The organism is Nocardia sp. alder85J (assembly GCF_020176955.2).
Classification (GTDB): domain Bacteria; phylum Actinomycetota; class Actinomycetes; order Mycobacteriales; family Mycobacteriaceae; genus Nocardia.
Genome location: NZ_JAIUCZ020000010.1, coordinates 63,757 through 89,498 on the forward strand (window position 1 = coordinate 63,757; position 25,742 = coordinate 89,498).

At 69.6% G+C, this 25,742-nt stretch carries 27 protein-coding genes and 1 tRNA gene; 17 read left to right on the forward strand and 11 right to left on the reverse strand.

Annotated features, from left to right (window positions below):
- Positions 1–498 carry a hypothetical protein gene (locus LBW94_RS32675; RefSeq protein WP_225058762.1) on the reverse strand — a complete coding sequence of 166 codons (498 nt, stop codon included), beginning with the start codon at positions 496–498 and terminating at the stop codon, positions 1–3.
- 135 nt (positions 499–633) lie between these two features.
- Between LBW94_RS32675 and LBW94_RS32680 the strand changes: the two genes are divergently transcribed.
- The 4 genes from LBW94_RS32680 to LBW94_RS32695 all read left to right on the forward strand — a co-directional run bounded on the left by LBW94_RS32680 (position 634) and on the right by LBW94_RS32695 (position 3,501).
- Positions 634–1,092, forward strand: a complete 459-nt coding sequence (locus LBW94_RS32680; protein ID WP_225058761.1) for a VOC family protein — start codon at positions 634–636, stop codon at positions 1,090–1,092.
- A gap of 157 nt (positions 1,093–1,249) precedes the next feature.
- The gene (locus tag LBW94_RS32685) at positions 1,250–1,456 is read left to right on the forward strand and encodes a hypothetical protein (protein WP_225058760.1); all 207 of its coding nucleotides are present in this window, start codon (positions 1,250–1,252) and stop codon (positions 1,454–1,456) included.
- A gap of 71 nt (positions 1,457–1,527) precedes the next feature.
- On the forward strand, positions 1,528–1,995 hold the full coding sequence (locus LBW94_RS32690) for a GtrA family protein (RefSeq protein WP_225058759.1): 468 nt from the start codon (positions 1,528–1,530) through the stop codon (positions 1,993–1,995).
- A 102-nt stretch (positions 1,996–2,097) separates the two neighbouring features.
- Positions 2,098–3,501: a hypothetical protein gene (locus tag LBW94_RS32695; RefSeq protein WP_225058867.1), complete on the forward strand. Its 1,404-nt coding sequence runs from the start codon at positions 2,098–2,100 to the stop codon at positions 3,499–3,501.
- 45 nt (positions 3,502–3,546) lie between these two features.
- On the opposite strand, the gene LBW94_RS32700 is transcribed toward LBW94_RS32695, so the two are convergent.
- From LBW94_RS32700 to LBW94_RS32715, 4 genes are all read right to left on the reverse strand, one after another.
- Complete coding sequence (locus tag LBW94_RS32700; RefSeq protein WP_225058758.1) at positions 3,547–4,113, reverse strand: hypothetical protein; 567 nt, start codon at positions 4,111–4,113, stop codon at positions 3,547–3,549.
- Between the two features lie 194 nt (positions 4,114–4,307).
- A complete protein-coding gene (locus LBW94_RS32705; RefSeq protein ID WP_225058757.1) occupies positions 4,308–5,696 on the reverse strand; it encodes a helix-turn-helix domain-containing protein in 1,389 nt (462 codons plus the stop codon).
- Between the two features lie 216 nt (positions 5,697–5,912).
- On the reverse strand, positions 5,913–7,646 hold the full coding sequence (locus LBW94_RS32710; protein ID WP_225058756.1) for a glycosyltransferase family 39 protein: 1,734 nt from the start codon (positions 7,644–7,646) through the stop codon (positions 5,913–5,915).
- 2 nt (positions 7,647–7,648) lie between these two features.
- Positions 7,649–9,067: a condensation domain-containing protein gene (locus LBW94_RS32715; protein WP_225058755.1), complete on the reverse strand. Its 1,419-nt coding sequence runs from the start codon at positions 9,065–9,067 to the stop codon at positions 7,649–7,651.
- A gap of 214 nt (positions 9,068–9,281) precedes the next feature.
- On the opposite strand from LBW94_RS32715, the gene LBW94_RS32720 reads away from it, so the two are divergent.
- The 4 genes from LBW94_RS32720 (at position 9,282) to LBW94_RS32735 (ending at position 13,215) form a co-directional block, all read left to right on the forward strand.
- Complete coding sequence (locus LBW94_RS32720) at positions 9,282–10,331, forward strand: alpha/beta hydrolase (RefSeq protein ID WP_225058754.1); 1,050 nt, start codon at positions 9,282–9,284, stop codon at positions 10,329–10,331.
- A gap of 93 nt (positions 10,332–10,424) precedes the next feature.
- A complete protein-coding gene (locus LBW94_RS32725; RefSeq protein WP_225058753.1) occupies positions 10,425–11,105 on the forward strand; it encodes a hypothetical protein in 681 nt (226 codons plus the stop codon).
- Positions 11,106–11,233: 128 nt separating this feature from the next.
- Positions 11,234–11,416, forward strand: coding sequence for a hypothetical protein (locus LBW94_RS32730; protein WP_225058752.1), 183 nt, complete (start codon positions 11,234–11,236; stop codon positions 11,414–11,416).
- 206 nt (positions 11,417–11,622) lie between these two features.
- Entirely contained in the window at positions 11,623–13,215 is a 1,593-nt protein-coding gene (locus LBW94_RS32735) for an ABC-F family ATP-binding cassette domain-containing protein (protein WP_225058751.1), read from the forward strand.
- Between the two features lie 39 nt (positions 13,216–13,254).
- Here LBW94_RS32735 and LBW94_RS32740 read toward each other — a convergent pair whose 3' ends face one another.
- Positions 13,255–13,365, reverse strand: coding sequence for a LuxR C-terminal-related transcriptional regulator (locus LBW94_RS32740; RefSeq protein ID WP_323137995.1), 111 nt, complete (start codon positions 13,363–13,365; stop codon positions 13,255–13,257).
- Between the two features lie 422 nt (positions 13,366–13,787).
- Between LBW94_RS32740 and LBW94_RS32745 the strand changes: the two genes are divergently transcribed.
- From LBW94_RS32745 to LBW94_RS32755, 3 genes are all read left to right on the forward strand, one after another.
- Entirely contained in the window at positions 13,788–14,360 is a 573-nt protein-coding gene (locus LBW94_RS32745) for a phosphatase PAP2 family protein (protein WP_225058750.1), read from the forward strand.
- A gap of 63 nt (positions 14,361–14,423) precedes the next feature.
- A complete protein-coding gene (locus LBW94_RS32750) occupies positions 14,424–15,683 on the forward strand; it encodes a pentapeptide repeat-containing protein (RefSeq protein WP_225058749.1) in 1,260 nt (419 codons plus the stop codon).
- A gap of 399 nt (positions 15,684–16,082) precedes the next feature.
- Positions 16,083–17,219 carry an alpha/beta hydrolase family protein gene (locus tag LBW94_RS32755; protein ID WP_225058748.1) on the forward strand — a complete coding sequence of 379 codons (1,137 nt, stop codon included), beginning with the start codon at positions 16,083–16,085 and terminating at the stop codon, positions 17,217–17,219.
- Positions 17,220–17,262: 43 nt separating this feature from the next.
- On the opposite strand, the gene LBW94_RS32760 is transcribed toward LBW94_RS32755, so the two are convergent.
- On the reverse strand, positions 17,263–19,440 hold the full coding sequence (locus LBW94_RS32760; RefSeq protein WP_225058747.1) for a glutamine synthetase III: 2,178 nt from the start codon (positions 19,438–19,440) through the stop codon (positions 17,263–17,265).
- A gap of 658 nt (positions 19,441–20,098) precedes the next feature.
- On the opposite strand from LBW94_RS32760, the gene LBW94_RS32765 reads away from it, so the two are divergent.
- The 5 genes from LBW94_RS32765 to LBW94_RS44510 all read left to right on the forward strand — a co-directional run bounded on the left by LBW94_RS32765 (position 20,099) and on the right by LBW94_RS44510 (position 23,687).
- On the forward strand, positions 20,099–20,293 hold the full coding sequence (locus tag LBW94_RS32765) for a hypothetical protein (RefSeq protein WP_225058746.1): 195 nt from the start codon (positions 20,099–20,101) through the stop codon (positions 20,291–20,293).
- A 15-nt stretch (positions 20,294–20,308) separates the two neighbouring features.
- Complete coding sequence (locus LBW94_RS32770; RefSeq protein WP_225058745.1) at positions 20,309–20,644, forward strand: hypothetical protein; 336 nt, start codon at positions 20,309–20,311, stop codon at positions 20,642–20,644.
- Between the two features lie 486 nt (positions 20,645–21,130).
- A complete protein-coding gene (gene istA, locus LBW94_RS32775; RefSeq protein ID WP_225062765.1) occupies positions 21,131–22,630 on the forward strand; it encodes an IS21 family transposase in 1,500 nt (499 codons plus the stop codon).
- A complete protein-coding gene (istB, locus tag LBW94_RS32780) occupies positions 22,627–23,427 on the forward strand; it encodes an IS21-like element helper ATPase IstB (protein ID WP_266272713.1) in 801 nt (266 codons plus the stop codon). The genes istA and istB overlap by 4 nt, the downstream gene beginning before the upstream one ends.
- 101 nt (positions 23,428–23,528) lie before the next feature.
- Entirely contained in the window at positions 23,529–23,687 is a 159-nt protein-coding gene (locus tag LBW94_RS44510; protein WP_225062605.1) for a DUF488 family protein, read from the forward strand.
- A gap of 334 nt (positions 23,688–24,021) precedes the next feature.
- Here LBW94_RS44510 and LBW94_RS32785 read toward each other — a convergent pair whose 3' ends face one another.
- The gene (locus LBW94_RS32785) at positions 24,022–24,321 is read right to left on the reverse strand and encodes a type II toxin-antitoxin system PemK/MazF family toxin (protein WP_225062604.1); all 300 of its coding nucleotides are present in this window, start codon (positions 24,319–24,321) and stop codon (positions 24,022–24,024) included.
- A complete protein-coding gene (locus LBW94_RS32790) occupies positions 24,318–24,554 on the reverse strand; it encodes an antitoxin (protein WP_323137981.1) in 237 nt (78 codons plus the stop codon). Before LBW94_RS32790 ends, LBW94_RS32785 begins: the two co-directional genes overlap by 4 nt.
- A gap of 83 nt (positions 24,555–24,637) precedes the next feature.
- Here LBW94_RS32790 and LBW94_RS32795 point away from each other — a divergent pair, with 83 nt between their 5' ends.
- Positions 24,638–24,790, forward strand: a complete 153-nt coding sequence (locus tag LBW94_RS32795; protein ID WP_225062607.1) for a hypothetical protein — start codon at positions 24,638–24,640, stop codon at positions 24,788–24,790.
- Between the two features lie 52 nt (positions 24,791–24,842).
- Here the strand turns inward: LBW94_RS32795 and LBW94_RS32800 are convergent.
- Both LBW94_RS32800 and LBW94_RS32805 read right to left on the reverse strand, forming a co-directional pair.
- Positions 24,843–24,918, reverse strand: a tRNA-Ala gene (locus LBW94_RS32800).
- Between the two features lie 69 nt (positions 24,919–24,987).
- The gene (locus LBW94_RS32805) at positions 24,988–25,698 is read right to left on the reverse strand and encodes a uracil-DNA glycosylase (RefSeq protein WP_225062603.1); all 711 of its coding nucleotides are present in this window, start codon (positions 25,696–25,698) and stop codon (positions 24,988–24,990) included.
- Between the last annotated feature and the right edge of the window lie 44 nt (positions 25,699–25,742).

A 25,742-nucleotide genomic window follows, 5' to 3' on the forward strand; every position in this document is an offset into this window, starting at 1 on the left:
TCACCGGGACGCGGCCGACCGGCCCGGCGGGCCCGAGGGGGCGGGGCGGTCGAAGTCGGGGCATTCGGCGGCCTCGTCGAAGATGTCCTGGACTTCGCGCTGGTAGTCGGCCGGGAAGCGCTGTTCGGCCAGGCCCGCGGGGACGCGTTCCCAGTAGAAGCGGGGTGGCCGCATGCGCGCGCCGGGCCGGGTGAGTACGTAGGTGAAGCAGTCGTAGCTGCGGCCGTCGTCGCCGCGCACGGTCAGGAAGACGATGTCGAAATCGTCGAAGTGGTCGGCCAGATGCGCCGCGTCGACCTCGAAGACGATGCCCTGCGCGGATTTGCCGTAGGTGCCGGTGTGGGCCAGATGGCACCAGCCACGGTCGGTGCGGTCGCCGGCGGCGCGGAACTGGATCTGATGGTTGACCGCGGTGGCGTGGGTGATCGCCAGGGCCTCGGGCAGATACTTCCGTAGCTCGGATTCGAGCAGGTAGGTGCAGTAACCGAAGTAGTACATGGTGCTCCGATCGGATCGCCGCGAGAATCGGCGACTCTCTGTATGTGATACCGTGCACTAGTCTGTATACAGCACTGTGTGCGGGGCGTCCACCGGTCGTCGCGCCGCGGTCCGGCCGTCGCCGAGGAGTTGCCCGTGTCCCCGTTGTTCCGGCAGTTGCACCATGTCTGCGTCGTGGTGCCCGATCTCGACGCGGCCGTCGGGTACTACCAGCGGCTCGGCATCGGTCCCTGGTACGACTACCCGAAGGGCGATCCGTACGTGGTGTACGAGGTGGCCGATCCGGTGGCGTCGGCGGCGCTGCGCTACAAGTGCGCCGATCTGGACAACGTGCAGTTGCAGCTGTGCGAGCCGCCGTTGCGGGACTGCCCGCAGCGGCGATTCCTGGACGAATTCGGTCCCGGCGTCTACCATCTCGGGTTCGAGACCCCGGATCTCGCCGACGCCGAGGACCGGGCCGCTGTGCTCGGGCTCGGCACGATCGGCCGCGGCCACCGCGCCGACGGGTCCGGATTCTGCTACTTCGACACCCGTGCGGAGGCGGCGGTGGTGCTGGAGGTACGCCGGACGGCGGGCGGCGCCGCGTCGCACTGATCCGCCCAGGTACGCGACGCGCGCGGGTGCCGCGCGGGCCGCGCCCCGCCAGGTGCGGTTCGATCCGAAATCGGTCCCGTCGCCGCCGACCGTGTTGCATCATGGCGCACAAGGGTTCTCGTGCCGGACATCGATGGTGTGCGAAAGGGAGTGTGAATTGGACAATCCAGTGTTTCACCAGTGGCCCGGCCACAGCCTCACGCCCGCGCAGATGCACGGCGAGCTGAACAGACGGCATGCCGACTGCACGCTCGAGGCCTGCGACATGAAGCGGTACTGCTGGACCAGACTGATCGACCTGGGCCATCCGCACCCCGGCCTGCCCGCCGTCGACTGCCAGACCTGCCGCACGGCAGTGGCGTGACACACCCCGGGCGAACGGGGAATTCGCTGTTCGATCATCACGTGGACACCTGCCGGTGGCAGCGTGGCGAGGTGCGTATCGAACCCGAGATCGCCGCGGCGCGGCTGGCAGCATGGTTCCACCGGTGCTGCGCGGCAGTGGTGTCCCGGTTGCCGTTCGGGCTGGATACCGTTGTCGCGCCGACCTTCCTGGGTTTCGCGCTGATCAACGGCGGCACCTTCGCGGTCGATCTGCTGGTGCTCACTCTGCTGCACGGGATGGTGCCGCTGCCGGTCGCGATCACCGGCGGGTACGCGGTCGCGTTCGGCCTGAGCTACGTGCTGAACCGGACCCTGAACTTCCGCTCGCATGCCGCGGTGGTGCCGCAGGTGGCCGTGTACGTCGCGGTGGTGGTGGTCAACTATCTGGCCTTCATCCTCGGAGTGTCCAGCGTGCTGGCGGCCGTCGGTGTCGAATACCACCTCGCGCGCATCCTCTCGGGGGCCGGTGAGGCGGTGTTCATGTACTCGGCGATGCGCTGGGTGATCTTCCGGCGCTGACACCGCCCGGCCGGTTTTGTACCCTGGCATCCGGATTCGATCACCCCGCTCGGACCACGGGTGGGGTGATCCGCCGCGGAGCGAGGGAGCAGAGTGAACGCGATCGTGCGGAGTGCACTGGGAGCCGCGATCGCGGTCGTGCTGGCGGCGGCGCCGGCGGCGGCCGAGCAGTTCGGGCCCGCCGCACCACCGAACCCCTGGCTGGGCCCGGCCGGCACCGCGACCATGCACGGCGACGCCGAGGCGTCCGACACCACGCCGTTGCCCGGACCGGGCACCGGCCCGGTCGCGGCGAGCTACCACCCGATCGGCGGCACCTGCCCGACCATCCTGGTCGGCGGCGACGGCCTGCCGGTGGCCCTGTGCACCCTGATCACCACCCGCATCCCGACCGCCTTCCTGCTGGACCCGGCGAGCGGCGAACCGCTGGCCTCGCTGCCCACCCGCGCCGGGAGCGGGACGGTCCTCGGCGGGGTGTACGCCTTCCTCGACCACCAGGATCGGCTGGTGACCGTCGACGGCGCGGGCAATCTGGAATGGATCGCCCACGACCACGGCGGTCCCGGCGGGGCCTGGCGGCTGTACGTCGACCACACCGCGCCGACCTCGGCGGTCGTTCCCGCCGGTGACGCCGTCTCGTCGGCGACCCCGGACCGGACCGGCGCGATCTGGCTGGCCACCGAACACGGCACCGCCGCGGTGCTGCGCCCCGACGGCGGGATCGCGGCCGTCGCGCTCGGCGCCGGGGAACTGGTGGAGAACAGCATCGCCGCCGCGGCCGGCGGTGTCGCCGTCGCCACCGACCACGCGCTGTACCTGCTCGGCACCGATGCCGCCGGCACGCCGGTGATCGCCTGGCGGCAGCCCTACGACCGTGGCCCCGCCCGCAAACCGGGTCAGCTCAGCCACGGCACCGGCGCCACGCCCACCTTCTTCGGCCCGCGCACCGGCTCCGAATACGTCACGATCACCGACAACGCGGCGCCGCAGGAACATCTGCTGGTCTACTCGACCGCGACCGGCGTGCCGATCTGCTCGGTCGCCGTGCTGCCACCGGGACCGAGCGGCACCGAGAACTCGCCGATCGGCATCGGAAACACGGTGATCGTCGCGAGCACCTACGGCTATCCGTATCCGGCCGGGACGGTCGGCCCGAGCGATCCGGCGTCCGCACCCTTCACCGGCGGTATGACCCGCGTCGAGGTCGACCCGTCCGGCTGCACGGTGCGCTGGAACAATGCGGTCCCCTCCGCGGCGGTGCCCCGGCTGTCGACCGCCGACGGCAAGATCTACACCTTCACCCGGCACTCCCCGGCCGCCGACGCGACGGTGCTGGACGGCTACGACTATGCGGTGATCGACGCCGCCACCGGTGTCCTCGACACCGAACAGCCGGTCGGCACGGGCCTGCCGTTCGACACCCTGGAAATGGTGGGCTCGATCGCGCCCGGCGGGGTCCAGTACCAGGGCACGGTGACCGGATACCTGCGCGTCGCGGCGGGCTGAGCGTCCGGCGTGCGGCGGCGCGGCGGTGCGTGCCGCCGCAGTTCGTCAGGCGCGCTGGATCTCGATGATCCGCGCGGCCGCGATCGCGGGCCGGCGCTGATGCATGGTGATCAGGTCACCGCGCCGGAGATGCCGCCACGCATCCGGGGTGAACGGCAGCAGCCGGATCGTGCCCTGCCCGCCCACCGGGATCTCCGGCGTGGATTCGGCCAGGAAACGAGCGATGCGCCGGCCGACATCACCGTCGCCGACCGCCCACATCGGCCGTAACCGGCCGGTGCCGGGCAGCGGCTGCCGCGGCCCGCCCGCCTCGGGCGCCAGCAACTGGAGTTCGGCGCGAATGATGCTGCCGCACCGGGTTTCGTCACCCCGCCACCGGCACCAGCGCATGTCGTACTCCAGGCGCATGCGCTGCGCCGCGTCGGCGAGCAGATCCCAGAACTCGGCCGGTTGCCACCCCAGACCGTCGAACTCCTGGAGCAGGCCGAGCGCCACACCCCATTCGTGCTCGCGCAGATATTCCCGGACGTCCGCGCTCGACCACCCGGTACCGCTGCGCACCCCCGCGGGCACCAGCTCGGTGGCGCGGCGCAGCAATTCGGGAACTGTCATCCCATGATTCTCGGTCGGAACCCGGAACCTGTCAGCGACGGGGCCGGGGAACCGTCACCCGACCTGCCGTGCGGGCAGGCTGCGCGCACAGTCGGCGAGGGTGTCGCGGACCGGGTGCGCTCGTCGGCCGAGCAACTCATGAGCCGCGGCGGCGCGGTGCCCCGATCGTCGCCTGGCGGCGGCCCGACCACCGGTCACACCGCCTGTCCCAGTGGCGAATCCGGATCGTCGCCGGGGCCGGATCGATGGATCGCGCGGGCGATCATGCTCGACCGGAGGTACCACAGATCCGTGGCGCGGGAGGGATCGAGCCCGGTCAGCTCCGTGACCCGGGCCAGCCGCCGGCGCAGCACGCCGACCGGCACCCCGAGCCGCTGCGCGGTCGCCGCCCGGCCACCGGCGGCGAGAAATTCCCAGAGCATGCGCTCCAATTCGGGTTCGGTCTGCAACGGCGCCAGCACCGAGCGGATCTTCTCGTTCGCGGTGCCGGGACGACCCAGCTGGTATTCGCAGGCGAGATCCTCGAACCGGTAGAGGCCCGGGCCGCGATCCAGCCGCACTGCGAGATCCAGCAGTTCGTGAGCGAATTCGACGGCGTGCGGGATGTCGTCCCGATCGGTGTCGACAGCGGCGACGGTGATCGGTGCGCCCGCCGCCCGCTCCAGCCGGGCCACGAGGGTGTCGGTCTCGCCGGCCGTGCCGGGAGCGCGGTCGGCTGTACCGGGGACGCGGTCGGCCATGCCGTGTATTCGATGGGCTGTATCGCGTATCGGGTCGGCAGTGCCGGGCGGATCGGTCGCGCGGTCGTTCGGTTCCGGCGCGTGGTTGCCCGGGTCGGGCAGGCCGCCGGTTCGGCCGGGTAAGGGGAGCAGCAGGGTGCCGCCGTCCACGCTGAGTTGTGCCAGCACCCCGGCGTGGCCGGTGGCGGCGAGTTCGGCCTGGACCCGCCGCAGTTTCCTGCGGGCGACCACTCGGGCGTCCAGGCGTCGATCGTGTTCGTCCGGATGCGGGCCCAGGGCGACGGCCAGCACCCGATACGAATCCGCGAGATCGAGGTCATCGGGGGTGTCGGCGCGGGTGGCGTTCCCGGCGATCAACCGGGCCGTCAAGGTCTGCACGACGGCCCGCTGCTCCGCGGCCAGCGCCCGGATCTCCCGGACGTAGCCGCGGGACACCGCGGTCGACATGGTCCGGATGATGTCGATCAGCACGAGGCCGTTGGCGCGCACGGTCCGCACAGACGACCAGGTCAACGCCGGGGCCAGGTGCCGGAAGGCGGTACCGGCCCCGGCGTGCACGGCGTGCTGCAACGGTTCGACGGGCCGATCCAGCTGCGCCCAGCGCGCCGCCACGGTCTCGATCTGGGCCAGTGCGTCGGCGCTCACCGGAGCTTCCCCGGCCAGCGCTCGGGCCAGTTCGGTGGCGCAGAGATTCACCACCAGCGTCAGATCCGCGCGGGTCCGGCCGCGGGTGCGGTCGCCGAGGAGTTCGTCGACGATTCCACGCACTACCGTGGTGGCGAGCACGGGCGGCGCCACGACGGCGGCGCCACGCCTCGGGACAGTCGCGCGGACAACAGACATCCGGCCCTCCGTTCAATTCGTCGAATGTATGCCGGACCCGGGCACGATTCGACTCGATCATCGCCGCCGGTGGCGGGAGGCCGAGCGGACCACTGCTCTGCCACCGGGCGCTGCGGCGTGGGATCGCCGCGTCCGGGACCGAACCGCGGCCGATCGGAGCGGCTGCCACCGTGGGCCGCGGCATGCCGGTGCGGCTGCTGCCGTCGTGGGCCGCGCTCATGACGAATGTCTTTCCGGCGTGGTGATATTCGGAGCCGAAGGCAGGCCCGGGTCGAGCGTCAGGGTGCGCAGGTCCCGCCACAGTCGCGGCCAGGGCCGCCGGGGACGTTCACAGCGCCACACCGTGACACCCCGGTCGATTCCGGGGAAGCCGAGCGGATCGTCCAGGCGCGCCACCGGCCGCGCCGCCTCGAACGCCGCGGTCGCACCCGCCCCCGTGGCGCCCGCGGTCACGTACAACACGATGCGCGTATCCGGCGGTGGCACACCGAAATAGGCGAATCCGCGATCCGGGCTGTACACCCGCGGCCCGATCTCCGCCTGCTCGACAGCGCTTGCCTGCCAATAGGTTTGAGTGACGATCCCGACCCCGTCCCGATCGTCCGCGGGCAGCGCCCGGTAGGCGGCGCCGACGGTGTCGATCAGCCGTGACCAGCCGGTGGTGCCGAAAGTCCGCATACGTGTGGACAATTCGGCCTGCGTATCGGTCGGCCGGTGCAGCCGTGACAGCGGCAGCGGCAGCGCGGCGACCACCGTCACCGCGATCGCCACGGACACCACGATCACCGCCACGCCCGCAATACGCGCCGGGTGTGGCCTCCGGACCACGGCCACCGCCGCATCGGAGTGGGCCGCGTGCGGCGGTGTCGCGACCGTGGCCGCCGTGGAGATGCGCGCCGGTCGTGACCTCGGCGCGGCACCCGCCGCCACCCCGGCGACGCGTGTCCTCCGGTGCCGGGGCGCTGTGACCGCCACGGCTCCCGCCGCGAAAAGCGCTGGTAGGCAGGCCGCTATGTAGTAGGGTCGCCCTCCTGTGCCGATCACGAACAGCGCTTGCAGGATCGTCGTGACCCCGACGAACCGGTACGGGTGGAAGTCGCTCCGCCGCAACAGTGCCCACCCACCGGCGAGCGCGAGCAGCCCGCCGAGCAATCCGGTGAGGATCGCCCACTGGACGGGCAGCCCCAGCACCCCGCCGGTCGCGGATCGCTGTTCGTCCCGGATGATGGCGCCCATCGCCGGCTGTGGCCACCCGTGCTGTCGCTGCCAGGCGATGCCGGGTGCCGCCGCCGCTGCGACGATCAGCATGCCGAGCCAGAAGGCCCTTCGCCGCAACGGTTCTCGCGGTCCGACGGCGGTGAGGGCCGCCGCCGCGGCGGCGACCGGTACCAGGACCAGTAGTTTCACCTGGACATCGACCGCCACCACGATCGCCGCCGCCACCAGCAGCCGATCCCGGCGCACGCGCGTCCAGCGCACGAGCAACCACAGCGCCGTCGCCGTCGCCGTACTGTCCAGTGCGAAGGTCGACAGGCTTGCCGCCTGCGTGATCAGGTAAGGGCAGGTCGCGTACGCGATCGCGGCCAGCGCCTGCGCTTTCCGGCGCCCGCCGAATTCGCGGGCGGTCGCCGCCGCCACCATGACACCGGCGACGGCCGCCATGATGGACGGAAGCCGCAGCGCCACCAGTGATCCCGGTGCCAGCGCCGTCGCGGCGCGGGCCAGCAGCGGGATCAGCGGCCCCTGGTCGGCGTATCCCGGCCCGAGATGTCGCCCGGCGGCGAGGAAATACAGCTCGTCGCCGAAGTAGCCGTAGCGATCGCACCGCACCAGCAGCACGATCGCGGTGAGACCGGCGATCAGCGCCACCGGTCCCCAGGCCGCGGCGGTGGTGTCGGCGTCCGGCGAATCCGATCGGTGATCGGGGACCGTCGTGTCCTCGACGGTCACGGTCAGGCGCCGGCGGGCAGCGCGTAGTCGCCGTCCCCGGCGACCGTGGTGATGATCGAGGTCAGCGTCTTGAGGTAGCGCTCGATCGACTCGCGCGCCTCGTCGGTGTCCGGGTGCAGCAGGCTCAGCGTGGTCACGTCGAGGAACCGGTTGATCCAGACGTACACCTCGTCGGCGGCGGCCCGATTGGCGAACAGGCCGCCGTTGATGCTGTCGAACAGTTCCGCACCCGCGATCCTGCGCACGTCGACGTAGGACAGCATCATCGCCACCCAGCCCGGTCGCACCCGGAGGCCGAGATCCGGCGGGGCCAGTTCGAGCACCCGGTGCGGCGACACGTCGGTGAGGGTGCGGGCCAGGTCGGCGGCCTGCTGCGCCGCGGGCACCAGCGTGGCGAAGGTGGCGTCGGCAGGGACGTCGAAGGCGATCGGCACCAGATTCGTGTAGTAGCCCACCGAGCCCTGCTCGCCCGGCGTGCGCCGGGTATTGGCCGGGGTCAACACGAAATGCCAGTCGTTGCCGGTCAATTCGGCCTCGGCGAGGGCGAGCGCCGCGAACAGTCCGCCCACGAAGCGGCCGCCGCCGTCCTCGCACGCCTGCTCGAAGCGCAGCGCGTCGGCCTCGGTGAAAAGCGGCATCGTCACCTGGGCGCCGCGGTTGTACCCGGCCGCCCCGGCGGGCCCGAGATACAGCGGGAACGCCGGCATGTCGCCGCCGTTGCGCTGCAACAGCCGCAACCAGGTGCCGACCTGCGGTGACCGCTCGGTCAGCTCGGAATTCTCGGCCCGCTCCCGGCGGCAGTAGTCCAGGTGCCCGTCCACCGGGGCCGGAGGCGTTGCCGCCCCGGACAATTCGCCGCCGTACAACATCAGCAGGTCCATACAGGTCAGGGCCTGGGCGACGCCGTCGGTGTGCAGGTGGTCGACCGCCGCGTACACCGTGAACGATCCCTCCCGGGCGATCACCCCGAAGCTGAAGCAATCCCAGTGCAGCGCATCGGGTGTGGTGTCCTGCACGTGGCGGCGCAGGGCGGCGCTGTCGGCGACATCGCCGTGATCCGTGGGCAGCAACTCGATCGCCGCCGCCGCGACCGCGTGCCGGACCACCCGCCCGTCGGCCTCGACGGCGAATCGGCTGGTGAAGGTGTCGTGCCGGCGCACGAACGCGGTGAGCGCCCGCGTCATCGCGGCGAGGTCGGGCGCACCGGGAATGTCGAAGGAGATCATGCACAGTCGCGAGGCCCGCCGACCGGCGCTCGCCGTCCGATGGGTGGTGCGCAGATACTCCTGCTGCTGATACGACGCCGGTGCCGGATGCGCCGGTGCGGCCGCCATCGCCTCCCGCGCTCCCGGCGACACACTCCAGCCGGTGAGCCGGCCCGGTTGCGGATGCCAGTCGTCGAAGAAGCCGAAATTGACCATGAGTTCCCTCGATTCACGCCGGGGTCGAGCCGGGTTATCAGTGAACGGCAGGCACCGGATCCCGGGCCACGGCTACGGCGTAATTCTGTGAACATTTCCAGCCCGCCGCCGACCCGACGGCACGAAATCCAATCCTGAGCGAGCACCCCTGCCGCCCTTGCGGATTCGGCGGTACCGTCGCCGTGCAACCCAGCAGGATCTCCGGGAGGCGCAGGTGGGCAGACATATTCGCAGCGGATACCCCGTGGTTCCGGCGGTGCTGGCCCTGCTGGTCGCGTTCGCCGGCACGGGCGTCGCGAGCGCCGACGACGCCGGCCCCGCGCCGATCGCCGCCCTCACCGCCGCGGCCCGCTCCGCGACCGACGGCTCCTACCTGTCCGGCATCGCCGAGGGTCCCGGCGCCGGGATCGACATCCAGGTCTGGTCGGCGGCGATGAACTCCACCATCACCGTGAAAGTGCTTCGCGCACCCGATGATTCACGACCGGCCCCGGTGCTCTACCTGCTGAACGGCGCCAACGGCGGCACCGACGACTCCAGTTGGACCGAGCAGACCGACATCGCCGGCTTCTTCGCCGCGAAACGGGTCACCGTCGTCGTCCCGATGGGCGGCCGGGGCAGCTACTTCACCGACTGGCAATCCGACGACCCGATCCTGGGCCGGCAGCGCTGGACCACCTTCCTGACCCGCGAACTCCCCGCCGTGATCGACTCCACCTTCCACGGCACCGGCGCGGCCGCGATCGCCGGTATCTCGATGGCCGGCACCTCGGTGTTCCAATTGGCCCTGGCCGCCCCCGGCCTGTACAGGGCCATCGGCTCCTACAGCGGCTGCGCCCAGACCAGCACCCCCGAGGGCGAGGCCTTCGTGGCGGCCGTGGTCACCCGATGGGCCGGCAACACCGCCAACATGTGGGGCCCGTTCGGCAACCCCGCCTGGGCCGCCAACGACCCCTACCTGCACGCGGATCGCCTGCGCGGCACCGCGATCTACGTCTCCTCCGGCACCGGCCTGGCCGGTCCGCTGGACACCCTCGACGGCCCCGGCGTCAACGGCAACCCCGGCAAACTGCTTGCCCAGCTCACCTCCGGCGGCGTCCTGGAAGCCGTCACCGACCAGTGCGCCCACGCCCTCCACGACCGCCTGACCGAACTGAACGTCCCCGCCACCTTCGCCTTCCGCACCCTGGGCACCCACTCCTGGGGGTACTGGCAGCAGGACCTGCACGACTCCTGGCCGATGTTCGCCGCCGCCCTGGGCTGATCCGGCCGCATCGGCGACATGTGTCCCGGCGGTGGCCGAGCGGCCCGCCCGCGCGGTTGAATAGCGAGGAGACCCCACCACTTTCGAGACCGGATGGACAACGTAGCTGCCGAGGCGCTCCGACGACTGCTGGCCGACATGCGCACCACGATCCAGGCCGCGGGCGACGCGAGCTCGCAGCCGTTGCGCGACGTCGGCGGCAGACTCGGCGATGTCGACCGGACCCTCGCCGCCGCCGACAGTGAGGGCGCGGCGGTTTTTTCGACCGAGGCCGCGGCGGCGTCCGCCGGGAGTGATTCTCCCCGAACGGCATTCGAAAAACTCCGGGCCGAGAAGATGGAGCTGGCCCGGCTCGGCAACCCCGGCCGGACGCTGACACCGCGCACCGATGCCGATCACCTCTATCGCGGCGACGCCCGGCCGCCGTCGACCATCCTCACGGCGGGTTTCGAGCCGCTGGTGACCTCCGACGACGCGGCGGATTACGTCCTGACCTCCCGGGCCAAGCCCTACATCTACACCACCCGCTCGGAATCCCTCGCCAATATCCACCCCCCGACGCCGCATATTCCGCCGGACTACGACCCGACCTGGATATACGAGATCGATCTACCGGCCGCCGGCATCGACCTCCATCCCGGTGATGCGGCAGCGACCGTCGTCTTCCCGCACCGGATCCCCGCGGAGCACATCAAGGGCGGCTATCTGTACGACCGCATGCGTCGGACGCGCGGAGAATTCGTTCCCAATCCCGGATACCGTCCGTCCGGCTGAGCGGCCACGTCACCGACGGCGTCGGCCGGCGGAGGCGGCGGGGACCGGCGCGGACAGTGGGAAACTGCACACCTCGTCACCCGATCCGAGCGGACATCGGTGTGGCCTGCATTCCGCGCGCAGCCCGCATGTTCGCGGCGATCAAGGCCGTGCCGGTCGCAGGCGGGCTCGCCCTGGCCTGTACCGCGAGCACGGTCACGGGCACCGGGTCGATCGAGGGCGGCCCGCGGCCGATCGCGGTACGGGTGCAGGGGCCCGGCGGCGGTTGCGGGGGCGATGAGGCCGGGCCGGCACAGGGTCCGCGCTGGTAGGGTGGGCGCGTGCTCATCGAGGAAGTCGACAGACTCTAGCCGCCCGGCGTAGGCGGCGTCTCCGCACAGTGCCCTGCTCGGTGTCCGCTTCCGGACCGAGTGGCTCGCCTCCGTCCGGTTCCGCATCTTCCCGGATCATCCGCGCCTGTCGTCCCGGCGCGATACTCGAGGCCGCTCGTTCGCGAGCAGGAAAGAGTCGGCGACCCATGTCCACCTCCATGTCTTCTGCGATCACCGTGCAGAATCTGACCTTCGAATGGCCCGACGGCACCGTCGCGCTGTCCGGCATCGACGGCACCCTGACCACCGGGCGCACCGGTCTGGTCGGCCGCAACGGCGCCGGTAAATCGACGCTGTTGCGGCTGATCGCCGGAATTCTCACGCCGACGTCCGGGCGGATCGACACCACCGGCGCGGTGGGATATCTGCCGCAGACGCTCACCCTGCGGCGCGCGACCACCGTCGCACAGTTGCTCGGTGTCGCCGACAAGCTCGCGGCGCTGCGTGCGATCGAATCCGGCGCGACCGCGACCGAGCATTTCGACACCATCGGCGACGACTGGGACATCGAGGCCCGTGCCGCGGAAGCGTTGCACGACATCGGTTTCGGCGTCGCCGATCTGGACCGTGCGGTGGGTGGGATCTCCGGTGGCGAGGCCGTGCTGATCGCGATCACCGGTCTGCGGATCCAGCGCACACCCGTCACCCTCCTCGACGAACCGACCAACAATCTCGATCGCGAAACCCGGGGCAGGCTCACCGAATTCGTCGACGCGTGGCCGGGGACGCTGGTGGTGGTGAGCCACGACCTCGAGCTGCTCGAGCACATGGACACCACGGCCGAGTTGCGCGGCGGGTCCCTGGAGGTGTTCGGCGGACCGTACAGCGCCTGGAAACAGCACGTCGACCGGGAGCAAGCGGCGGCCGAGCAGGCGATGCGCAGTGCCGAGCAGGCGCTGAAGGTCGAGAAGCGGCAGCGGATCGAGGCCGAGACCACACTCGCCCGCCGTGAGCGCACCGCGCGCGGCACCCAGCGCGACGGCGGCATTCCGCGCATTCTCGCGGGCAACCGGGCGAGCCGGGCCCAGGGTTCGGCCGGGGCGATGCGGACCACCATGGACTCGAAAGTCCGTGCGGCCCAAGAGGTGCTGGACAGCGCCGCCACCCGGGTCCGGCAGGACGAGCACATCCGCCTGGCGCTGCCCGATCCGGACGTGCCGCGCGGGCGCGCCATCGCGGAACTGGGCGACGGGAATCGGCGCATCGTCATCCAGGGGCCGGAGCACGTCGCCCTGATCGGCTCCAACGGCGCGGGCAAATCGACCCTGATCGAGATCCTGCTCAGCGGGCGGGAGCCGGAGCGCGCGGTGCTGCGCACAGACCGGGTGGGTCATCTCCCGCAACGCCTGGACAATCTGGACGAGGACGCCGGGGCGCTGGAGAACGTCCGTGCGGCAACCGGGTCCACGCCGGCGGTGATCCGCAACGGCCTGGCGCGGCTGCTGCTCCGCGGCAGCGGTGTGGAACGCCCGGTCGCCACGCTGTCCGGTGGGGAACGTTTCCGAGTGTCGCTGGCGCGCTTGCTGTTCGCCGATCCACCGGCGCAGTTGCTGATCCTCGACGAGCCCACCAACAATCTCGACATCGCGGGCGTCGACCAGTTGGTGGACGCGCTGGCCGAGTACCGCGGCGCGCTGCTCGTCGCCAGCCACGACTACCCGTTCCTGCGGCGGATCGGCATCGACCTGGTCATCGAGCTCGACCGCGACGGTACGCTGCGGCAACGCGACGCTCTGTGACCGTGGCCGCCGCCGGGCCACCGTGCCCGGCGGCGGGTCTCAGCCGGCCCGATCGGGCAGCAGGGCCGCGAGATCACCGCGCGAACTGATGCCGAGCTTCGGGAAGATGCGATGCAGGTGGGTGCTGACGGTCCGATGCGACAGGTACAGCCGTTGCCTGCCGTCGCAGCCACTCGCGGCAGACTACCGAAAGCGACTTCGGTCCCACCCGCCCCGAACCGTGCCCCGGCATCGACGCGGAGCATTCCGCCGTCGGCGACCACGGCGGCACCCGGGCCGAGGGCACTGCCGCCCGAGGACGTGTCGGCGGCGAACGGGACCCCGCCGGTGACACCGTCACCACTCCGAACTCTTCGGCGGCGGGTCTTCCTCGCGACCCCGGCAGCACACGGTACCCGGGTCGGCGTCGAACCCATCCGCACTCCAGGGTGCTCGGGAGCAAACTCCCGGCCGCACTGCTGCCCCGCATCGGACCCCGCACCGCGCAAGTCGTTCGTTACCGCACACGGTGTGAGGCGCATCCACCCGGTCGGACGGTGCACGTTCCAGCCGTGGCAGGCAGGATGGACACAGTGAACGTGGACCAGGACATCCTCGTGTGGCTCTCCGGGCACCGGACGGCGGCGCTGACCACGCCGGCGCGGTGGGCGATGAACATCGGCACCGGCGGTACCGGCGCCCTGCTCGCCGGACTGGGGTTCGTGGCGGTGGTGATCGCCGGCCGGTGGCGGGAGGGCGTCACGGTCGGTGTGTCGGTGCTGGCAGCGCAGGTGTCGGCCAAGGTGCTGAAACATTTCATCGGACGGCCGCGGCCCGCCGGAGAGCTGACGGTGGTCCGGGTCGAAGCCTTCGCGATGCCGTCGACGGTGGCCGCGATGACCGCGGCCTTCGCGGTAGCCGTCTACCTGCTGGTGCCGTGGCGGCCGGAACATCGGCGGTACGCCGGAGGGTTGCTCGCGGCGGGTCTCGTGGTGATCGCCTGCGCGATGGTCTATCTCGGGGCGCACTGGCCCACGGACGTGCTGGCCGGATGGGGTCTGGGGGCGCTCGTCGGGGTCGTGCTGGTGCGATCGCTGCGCATCCTGAGCCGCCGATACCCGCTGCTTTCCCCGACCACCGCCGGGGATTCGGCGGACAACCGGTGAGCCGACCGCTCGCGCTGCCGTTTCGCCCGGTGCGGGTGCGGAATCGGTGACAGGATCGACCGCGTGAGGCGAATTCTCGGGGCGGCGGCCGCGATTGCGGTCCTGTCGGCGGTGCCGGTCGGCGTCGCCGGCGCACAATCCATTGCGGCACCGGCCACCTCGGCGTCGCCCGGCGCGAGCGTGACGTCGGCCGCGGCCGGCGGTGGACTGACCCAGCCGTACGCGACGGTGCTGACCGGCGTGCTCGCGGTGATCGTCGCGCTGATCGTACTGGCCGGCGTGCTGCTGACCCGGCGCACCTCCGAACGGCAGTTCGCGCAGCGACAGCAGCTGGACCAGGCGCATTTCGAGCAACTGCACGCGGCGGACCGGATCCGGGGGCTGCGAGCCCGGTACACGACCTGCGCGGAACAGCTCGCGCACACCGGCCCGGTCGTCCGGCAGGCCGGGATCTACGCGCTCGCCGCCCTGGCCGACGACTGGAACGACACCCTCCCCGGCGACTCCACCGAACTGCACGACGAAGCCCGGGTCTGCCTCGATCTGCTGTGTGCCTACCTTCGATCGTCCACGAGCGCAGCGGATTTCGAGGTGCGGCTGTCGGCCGCATCGGTCATCCGCCGGCACCGCGAACAGTGGTCGCGCTACACCTACGATCTGCCGGATGCGGATCTGAGCAGGGTGGACCTGAACAATGCGAATCTGCGGAGCGCGGAACTGGCCCGCACCAATCTCGCCCAGGCGAACCTGCGCGTCGCCGACCTGACGGCCGCGGATCTGACCGCCGCGGACCTGTCCCGGGCGAATCTGCACGAGACCGAGCTGAAGTCCGCCCGCCTGTCCGAGGCCCGCCTGCCGGCCGCCAACCTCCTGGGCGCGAACCTGGGGTCCGCGGACCTGGTCGACGCCGACCTGGTGGCGGCGGACCTGCGCGCGGTGCACCTGACCGAAGCGAACCTGACCGGTGCGGACCTGTCCGGGGCGAATCTGACCGGCGCACAGCTGGATCGAGCGAACGTGACCGGCGCGAAGCTCACCGGCGCGAACCTGACCAGCGCGAACCTCACCGGCGCGGACCTCGGTGGCGCGAGCCTGACCGACGCCGAACTCTCCCGCGCGAACCTGTCCGGCGCCGATCTGACCGTCGCGTACCTGGATCGGGCGAATCTGACGGATGCGGATCTGACCGGGGCCGATCTGACGGGCACGGACCTGACCGGAGCGAATCTGACCGGCGTCACCCACGACGAAACGACCCGGTGGCCGGAGGGATTCACGCCGCCGCCTGCCCACGCCGCCGCCGGCGACGACGAGAGTGCTTGACGCAGAGCCGGTCACGCGACCATCGTGTCGACCGTCGCGAAGGCGACGGTGATCCTTTCGGACCGAACAGCATCGGCGACGACGAGAGAGCCGATCACGCGCCCCTGGCGCCGGCGTCCCGCTCGAAAACGAGCGGTGTTCCCTTCGGACCGAACAGGATCGGCAGGCGCGGGGCGGCTGATCGGGCTCGCCCCCGGGCACGATCCGGCCGCAGCGGTGCGCCACCGGTCGGCGGCATCCGCCCGGCACCCCCGGCCCGCCGCGCGATATACCGGAAGTTCCTGACATACTTCAGTATTCGGCGACAAGCGAGATCGGCCTCGCACCGACCGTGGTCGCGGTGTGGTGGGTCGTCGACCGTAAGGCGCACCACGCCTTCTACGCCGTGGAGGTTTACCGATGATCGCTCGAGTGCTCTCGGGCGGTGCCGCTGCCGCACTCCTGGTCCTGGTCGGTCTGACCGGTACCGGGGGACCGGCCCGCGGCGATACCGACAGCCCGCTGTGCGGCGGGTTCATCTGCCACCGGGTCGCGGTGGGGCCGTCGCCGGTGACCGCGCCGACCGGCCCGTATCCGGTCGGGCGGGTCGATACCCCACTCGGCGACGACGAGCGCGCGATCATGGTGTCGGCGTGGTACCCGGCGGCCGAGATCGGTTCGCCCACTTCATATGTCCCCGCGAGCGGACCCGATGCCGACATCCGGATCGCGAGCACGGCGGCGACCTGGCTGCATTCGCCGGTGTCGGCCGCCGCGGCGATCGGCGCCGCGGCCCCGGCCGCCGAAAGCGTGCCCGCCGACACCACTCTCGGCCGTCTGCCGGTACTGCTGATGTCCCCGGGGCTCGGCTCGCCGCGGTGGATCCTGTCCGGGCTGGCCGCGGATCTGGCGTCGCGCGGCTGGGTGGTCGTGGTGGCCGACCACACCGGGGAATCACCCGCCGTCGAATTCCCCAGCGGCCGAGTCGTTCTCGGCGACCCGCCGACGATGACCGACGACTACATGCGGGAACGGCTGATCGCCCGGGTGGCCGACACGCGTACGGTCCTGGACCACCTCACCGAACTACCGATCGTCGGAGACCTGGTCGACCTCGGCGCGGTGGCGATGCTGGGTCACAGCTACGGCGGATACACGGCGGTCTCGGTCGCCGCCGCGGACCCGCGGATCCGCGCCGCCGTGGTGCTCGACGGGTCGGCCGGGTGGCACGACGGGGCCGCCGTGGAACGCCGCGGCCTGGACCGCCCGGTGATGCTGGTCGGCTACGGCGCGATGGTCGACGCCTCGTGGATCGCGTTCGGGCACCACACCCCCGGACCGTTCACGGTGGCGATGGTCCGCGGCGGCGAGCACTACACCCCCACCGACCTGCCAGAACTCGGCGGCCCACCCGAACTGTGCGGCACCCTGCCGCCGGACCGCGCCGCCGCCGTGACCCGCGGCCTGGTCGCCGACTTCCTCACCCGCTCGGTGCTCGGCCGCCCGGCCTCGGGCGAGGTGTGGCCCGAGGTCGAATGGCCGACATCGATGGACTGATCCGATCGCCCCCGCCCTGCCGAGCGGGGACGACCGGTCCCGGTCACAGCACGTACAGCAGCTCCTGATAGGTCGGCAGCGGCCACAGATCGTCGGCGACCACGGACTCCAGGGTGTCCGCGGCCGCGCGGACCGCGGCCATCGCGGGCAGCAGGCTGTCGCGAGCGTGCTTCGCCTCGTCGTAGGCCGACTCGCCGGGGTGCTGCGCGAGCGCCTCGGTGAGTGCGGCCAATGCCGCGCGCAGATCGGTCAGCGGCGCCGACACCTGCTTCAGCACATCGGTGTCCGTCGGGAAGCCGGCGCTCGTGAGCGCCACGACGTTCTGCGCCACCTCGGTCTGATAGCGCATCGCGGCGGGCTCGACGATCGTCGAGCCGATCTCGAGGGTCAGCCGTGCCTCCACCCCGATCGTGAGCGCGTACTGCTCCAGCCCGACCTCGTACCGGCTGTGCATCTCCCGGCCGTTGAACACCCCGTACTTCTCGAACAGCGCGATCGAGGAATCGGTGATCAGTTCGGGCAGCGCGTCGAGGGTGGTCCGCAGATTCGGCAGCCCGCGGGTCGCCGCCTCCTGCTGCCACATGTCGGAATACCCGTCACCGTTGAACACGATCGTGCCGTGATCGGTGATGATCGCGGTGAGCAGATTCTGCACCGCGGTATCGAAGGACGTCCCGCCGGCGACCGCGGTCTCGAGTTCGGTGGCGATGTAATCGAGCGATTCGGCCATGATCGTGTTCAACGTGACCATCGGAACGCTCACGGTCTGCATCGAACCCGGTGCCCGGAACTCGAATCGGTTGCCGGTGAACGCGAACGGGCTCGTCCGGTTGCGGTCACCCGGATCCGTCGGCAGCACCGGCAGCGTGTCCGCGCCGATGATGAGCGTGCCCTTGCCCTTCGACGAGGTCGCCGCGCCCTTCGCGATCTGCTCGAAGACATCGGCCAGCTGATCGCCGAGGAAGATCGAAATGATCGCCGGCGGTGCCTCGTTCGCGCCGAGCCGATGATCGTTGGTGGCCGAGGCCACCGAGGCCCGCAGCAGTCCCGCGTGCATGTGCACCGCCCGGATCACCGCGGCACAGAACACCAGGAACTGCGCGTTGTCGTGCGGAGTGTCACCCGGTACCAGCAGGCTGCCGAGTTCCCCGTTGCCGATGGAGAAGTTGACGTGCTTCCCGGACCCGTTGACCCCGTTGAAGGGCTTCTCGTGGAACAGGCATTCCATGCCGTGCCGCTTGGCGACGGTCTTGAACGTCGTCATCAGCAACTGCTGATGATCGGCCGCCACATTGCCGCGCTCGAACATCGGCGCGACCTCGAACTGCCCCGGCGCGACCTCGTTGTGCCGGGTCTTCGCGGGAATCCCGAGCTTGAACAGTTCCCGCTCGGTATCGATCATGAAGCCCAGCACCCGCTCCGGAATCGCCCCGAAGTAATGGTCGTCGAACTCCTGCCCCTTCGGCGGCTTGGCGCCGAACAGGGTCCGCCCGGCATTCAGCAGATCCGGTCGCGCCAGGAAGAAGTGCCGATCGACCAGGAAGTACTCCTGCTCCGGCCCGCAGAACGACACCACCGGCGCCGGATTCTCGTGCCCGAACAGCTCCAGAATCCGCCGCGCATGCTTACCCATCACCTGCTGCGACCGCAGCAACGGCGTCTTGTGGTCCAGCGCCTCACCGGTCATCGACACGAAAACCGTCGGGATGCACAGCGTATTGCCGTTCGGATTCTCCAGCACGTAGGCCGGACTGGTCACATCCCATCCGGTGTACCCACGCGCCTCGAACGTATTGCGCAGACCGCCGTTCGGAAAGCTCGAGGCATCCGGCTCACCCTGGATCAACGTCTTGCCCGCGAATTCGGCCAACGCGGAACCGTCGCCCTGGGGCTCCAGGAAACTGTCGTGCTTCTCCGCGGTGAGCCCGGTCAGCGGATAGAAGACGTGCGCATAGTGCGTAGCCCCCTTCTCCAGCGCCCAGTCCTTCATCGCCGCCGCGACCGCATCGGCCACCAGCGGATCCAGCGGCGCCCCGCGCTCGATGGTCGCGACCACCGATTTGAACACCGACTTCGGCAGCCGCTTCTGCATCACGGCGATGTTGAAGACGTTGTCGCCGAAGATCTCACCCGGCGTTTCCGATTCGTCGATGCTCAGTGCCGGCGGCACATGCGCTTCGACAGCCCGGATAGCTTCGATCCGGACGCGGTTTCCAGTCATATCGTTACCCCTTGCCCGGTGCGGATCGGCATCCGCGTGCTCAACCCGGTCCGGGCAACTCTACGAACCCGCGATAGCCACGATGTTTCATCGCTGTCACCGGCGGGAGACCACCCCGGTCACGCGCTTGATCGAGGCGATGCCGAGCGGTCACCAGGCGATCCGTACCCGGCCGGTCGGTCCGATGTGCGGTGGCGGCGGGATTGCCGCGAGCGGAGCAGCGACAATTCCGTCCCGCATTATTCCCCAACGGCGGATCGTGCACGCACTGTGCTGTGCACGACAGCGTGAGGTTCACTCCGACCGGCCGACGCTCGAAGGAGGAGGTTCGAAACCTTCCGGCCGGCGGGTGTCCTCGCCATGCCTGGTCCCGCTCAGGTTCGCACCGGTCAGGCCGGCGCCGCTCGGGTCCACCGCGCGCGGATCGAGTTCGGGGAAGACGAGATCAGCGAGGTTGCACCTGAATACCGTCTGTTCCCCCTCGGACACAGACACCGACGGTAGCGTCTCGAACGACCTCGAGGCACAGCACGGATTCGCGGATGCCACCGCCGCCAGGGGCGGTTCGTGGAGACCGTCTGTTACCCGTTGTGAGTTGTGGCGGCCGGGAGCAGACTGATGCTCGTTCCTGGGTTTCGGTACGCAGGGGGATGCGGTCATGCGGAAAACTATTGCCAGGCTTGTGATTACGGGATTCGTAGCGTTGGCGTTGATGGGAGCGGTATCGGTGGGCGAGGCTTCCGCCATTACCGCGGCGGATTGTGAGGATGCGCACGGGATCGTGGTTCTCGAGATGGACGGAACCCGTGAATGCATAGGCGGGTTCTACAACGGCCTGAAGATACTGTTCTGAGAAGGAGGACTTTCGATGAGTACGAACGAAACCCACGCATCGGTGACCGGCGCTGCGCCGTCACTGATCCGGGCCCTGCGGCAGGCTGCCGAACTGGCGACCGAACGCGGCCGTGGCTGGTTCGGCGTCGAGGATGTGCTGTCGGTTCTGCTGTCGGAACGCCGATCCGTCCTCGGGCACCACGCGTCGGAACAGGGTCTCACTCGCGAGTTCGAGTCGATTCGAGATCTGGCCCGGTCGATCGTTCCGGGAACTACGGCCGGCACCTCCACACCCGTCGGTCCCGCGACCGTCGAGGCGACTGTCACCGGTCCGGATGCCGACGAACTGATCGCCGCAATTCAATCCTGACAGGATCGGAAAATAGCACAACGCCCGAGACCTCATCACGGTCGCGGGCGTCTTTTCTCGGTGGACCTACCGAGAACCTACTCGAACCGGAACGACCTGCTCAAAGACTTCTCCGGTCTGCGTGAGCGACTTGGATCAGGCGCGGGATCCGGGTACGGCACCTGCAGCGCTCGACACCCTGATCATGGGCTCCTAACCTGATCTGCGGAGTGAAGCACCATGCGTGGGTCGATGCGCCAGACTTGGAGGGGTACGCGTGCCGATGAGAAAGACACTGGTGTGTCTCGCGAACTCTCGCAAGCTCTTAGAGCGATGTATGTCCGTGGCCATCCTAAAGTCCCCGCTGGTGGCCGTGTGTAGGTCGCCGCGGGCGGCCAAGTAGAAGTCCCCGCCACTTCGCTCCTCGTGTCAACCCCGGAACCAGGCCCGGGGCGGTGGACGGTGATAGCGCCAACTGTCACCTCCCACCGACCCCGGGGAGTTCTATTGAAGTCTGCGAGAGAGCGAATGGACATCATTTCCGCCTATCGAGAGGTCGGAACCTACCGAGGCGCCGCCGAATTGTGCGGCACCACACACAAAACGGTGAAACGAGTCGTCGAACGCGCCGCCAACGGCGGCACCCGGCCCGAACACCGGCCCGCGCCCCACAACTACGACCAATACCGCGACCTCGTCGCGAAACGTGTCAAGACCTCCCACGGCCGGATCACAGCGAAACGACTGCTCCCGGTCGCTCGCGCGGCCGGCTACGACGGGTCACCACGCAACTTCCGACGCCTGGTCGCCGAGGAGAAACAGTTGTGGCGCACCGAGAACCACCGCGGCCGCCGCCCCGGGATCTGGGTCCCGGGCGAGTTCCTGGTCATCGACTGGGCCGAAGCCGCGCCCGGCCTGCACGTGTTCTGCGCGGTCCTGGCGTTCTCCAGGTGGCGGTTCGCCGCGTTCGCCGCCGACCAGCGGCAGTCCACCACCCTGGCCATGATCGCCGACGCGCTCGCCGGGATCGGCGGCGTCCCCCGCAAGGTCCTGGCCGACCGGATGGGCTGCCTCAAAGGCGGTGTCGTCGCGAACGTCGTGGTCCCGACCGCTGAATACGTCCGCTTCGCAACGCATTACGGTTTCTCGCCGGACTGGTGCAACGCCTCGGATCCGGAATCGAAAGGTGTCGTGGAACACCTGTGTGGTTATGCCCAGACAGATCTCGCGGTCCCGCTGGTCACCGAAGCAGCGATCGCTGGCCGGACCGTCACACTGCGCGAGGCCAATATCGCGGCGAAAGCGTGGTGCGCGGAAGTGAATTCGACGATGCATTCGGAGATCTGCGCGGTTCCCGACGAACGCCTCACCGGCGAACGGGAGGTCCTGGCGGCGTTACCGTCGCTGCGGTTGGAGATCGCGGCGGCGTCGGTGACCCGCAAGGTCGACAAACTCTCTTGTGTCCGTTACGGATCCGCGCGTTACTCGGTCCCGATGCGGTTGATCGGCGCCAGTGTCGCGCTCGTCGTCGACTGCGGCGCCCTGCTGATCATCGAACCGGGCACCGGGGTGATCATCGCCGAACACGAACTCGTCGCACCCGGTTCGACGTCGATCCTCGACGAGCATTACGACGGGCCGCGCCCGGCCCCGAACCGGGGACCGCGCCCGAAAACCCCTGTCGAGAAACAGTTCTGCGCGCTCGGACAGGACGCGGAAGCGTTCCTGGTCGGTGCCGCCGCGATCGGCAACACCCGTCTGAGCCAGGATCTCGAGATCCTGCTCGCGCTCGGGGCCGCGCACGGCACGACGAATCTGGTCGCCGCCCTGCGCAGGGCGGTGGCGTTCAAACGGTTCCGGGCCGCGGACGTCCGGTCGATCCTCGCCGCGGGCGCCGGGGCCCCGCAACCCCGCCCGGCCGGCGACGCCCTGGTCCTCGACCTGCCCGCCGCGACGACCAGGTCGCTGGACGCCTACCGGATCACCGGTGACGGGAGCGCGTCATGACCACCGCTGCTCGTCCGGGAACGGCCGCGCCGAAACCGGTCCCGAAACCGGTCCCGGAACTGGCCGCGGACCTGGACGCCGGCCTGCGGCGGTTGAAGTTGTCGACGGTCCGGCGGTTGGCGGCGGAGGTGATGCAGACCGCGAAGACGCAACGCTGGACCCCGGAAGAAGTGCTGCGCACGCTGATCGAGGCCGAGATCGCTGCCCGGGACGCGTCGAACGCCGCGAACCGGCTCAAAGCCGCCGCGTTCCCGGTGACGAAGACCTTGGACACGTTCGACGTCGCCGGGTCGTCGATCCCGGCTGCGACCTATGACTACCTGGCAAGTCTCGAATGGGTTGGCACGCAACAGAATCTGGCGTTGATCGGGCCACCGGGAACGGGCAAGAGCCACACGCTGGTCGGGCTCGGACACGCCGCGGTGACGGCGGGGTTGAAGGTCCGGTACTTCACCGCCGCCGAGTTGATCGACACGCTCTACCGGGGTCTTGCCGACAACACCGTGGGGAAGGTGATCGAGTCGGTTCTACGGGCTGACCTGGTGATCTGTGACGAGGTCGGGTTCGCGCCGCTCGACGATACCGGGACGCAGTTGTTGTTCCGGCTGGTTGCGGCGGCTTACGAGCGGCGGTCGTTGGCTGTCGCGTCGCATTGGCCGTTCGAACAGTGGGGGCGGTTCCTGCCCGAACACACCACCGCGGCAAGCATTTTGGATCGGTTGCTGCATCACTGCACGGTGGTGGTCACCGAGGGTGATTCCTACCGGATGCGGCACCGCACGACAGGGAGGAGGTGACCGGTGAACTGATCATTCCAGGGCGAAGCGGTGGAGACTTCGGTCGGCCACCAGCGGCGACATCACGCTGGCCGTTGACAGATGTATAGCGGGGGGAACTCATGAAGTATCGTCGGATTGAGGAAACCATCCCGCAGGAACTGCTCGACAACGCAGTCTTGCTATGCAGCGAGGACAAAGCGCACCACTGCCACCGTCGGCTAGTTGCGGAGTATCTCGCACAACACTGGGACAATATCCTGATCGAACATCTATTCTGAGTGCACGCTCCGGTTGGAACTGTGGTCCCGTCCAGGCCCTCTCGGGCCTGGCGGGTGACGCCGAATGCCGACGGTGAACGGCGTCGGTAAGCCGTGTGCGGGAGGACCGCATGCACGCCTCCCCTGTTGGGTCGAAGACGAACGGCATCCTATCTCGGAACCCGCCGGGGTTCGAGGGCGAAGCTCTTTGAGGTTATGCAGCGCTTTGCTGGACTCGATCCGATCGACCAACGGTCTACCCAGTTTCGGTCCACGCTCAGTTCGTCCAGCGCAGTTGGCCGAAATCGAGGCGTAACGGTGCTGCAGCGGACGGATCGGGGGCCCGGGTCGTCGGCTAGATGAGTTCGAACGCGGAGCGGATCGCGGCTGTCAGGGCGGGTTCGGCGTCTGCGTGTAGGTAGCCGACCAGGCGGCCGAGCGCGTCGGTCGGAATGGTCACGATGTTGTCGCAGGAGACCACGCTGTCGTGTTCGAGGCCGTTTCGGGGGCCTACCGGCAGTTCGGTGGACAGCCCCCGGATCGTGCTCGTGATCGGCGCAACGGTAACCCGTGTCAGGTACGGGCGGACCGCCTCGCGGGTAAGTACCAGCACAGGGCGGGTCTTGTCCAGGCGTGCGATATGGATCGGCCTCACCCGAGGTCGTCCAGCGGAGTCGGCGCGGCGAACCGGGCGAGTGCGTCCATGTCCGCGTCGGCGCCGGCCGCGGCGAGGATCTTGGCGTCACGTTCGGCGGCGCGGCGGAGGCGGTCGCGTTCGAGTGCTTGCGCGATGATGGCGGCCCGGCTCGGGGCCTGGCCGCTGGAAACGGTGCGGTCGAGGTAGGTCACGATCTCGTCAGAGAGTCTGACCGTAATCTGAGTACTCATCCCACAATGGTACCCATTCTGGGATTCACTGGCATGCAGAGCATGGTGCGGTTCGGTGCGGGGTTCCGCGACCTGGTGGTCGCGTGGTCGGCGCGCGGGTGCTGTGTCCCTACGCCGACCTGTTCCCGGATGACCTCGAATCGGTTGCCAATGCGCTGAACGCTGCGGCGCGGGTCGCAATCGAAGGTGGTGCGGACGTACTGAGGGCGGGCATCGAAAATCCGAATTCGGAATGATTTGGAACAGTGAAACGCCCAGGGCCTTTGTCGAGGTCACGGGCGTTTTTCATGGTGGAGCTAAGGGGAATCGAACCCCTGACCTTCTCGATGCGAACGAGACGCGCTACCAACTGCGCTATAGCCCCGTGTGGATCGTTGCCGAACCACGCTGGTGAACTGTAGCAGGTGCTCCGGCGAGACTCCGAATCGGCTGGTCAGGGGATTCCGGCGGCCTGCTTGGCCTGGGTGAGGACGGTCTCCAGCATGGCGGGGGTGAGGCGGCCGGTGAAGGTGTTCTGCTGGCTTACGTGGTAGGAGCCGAACAGGCGCAAGGGAGATCCGTTCGAAACTGCGGGGAGGAGGGTGTGGTGGACCCCGTGGCCGAAGGTGGGGCGGGGGCGGGGAACGGTCCAGCCGGCGGTGGCGAGGATCGGGAGGAGGGACTGCCAGCCGAAGGCGCCGAGGACGACGACTGCGCGGAGGGTGGGGGTCAGCAGGTGGAGTTCGGAGGTGAGCCAGTGGCGGCAGGTGTCGCGTTCGGTGGGGGTGGGTTTGTTGTCGGGTGGGGCGCAGTGGACGGGGGCGGTGATGCGGGTGCCGAATAATTGCAGGCCGTCGTCGATCGTGGTGGCGGTGGGCTGGTTGGCCAGGCCTACGGCGTGCAGGGCGGCATACAGGAAGTCGCCGCTGCGGTCGCCGGTGAACATGCGGCCGGTGCGGTTGGCACCGTGGGCGGCGGGGGCCAGGCCGACGATCAGGAGGCGGGCGTCGGGTGGGCCGAAGCCGGGGACCGGGCGGGCCCAATAGGTCTGGTCACGGAAGGCGGCGCGCTTGTCGCGGGCCACCTGTTCGCGCCAGGCGACCAGGCGGGGGCAGGCTCGGCAGTCGATCAGTGCCGTGTCCAGGTCCGCGAGGGTGCGGTACATGGTGGGAATTCGATCACACGATGGTGGGGCTCGGGGGTGGGCCT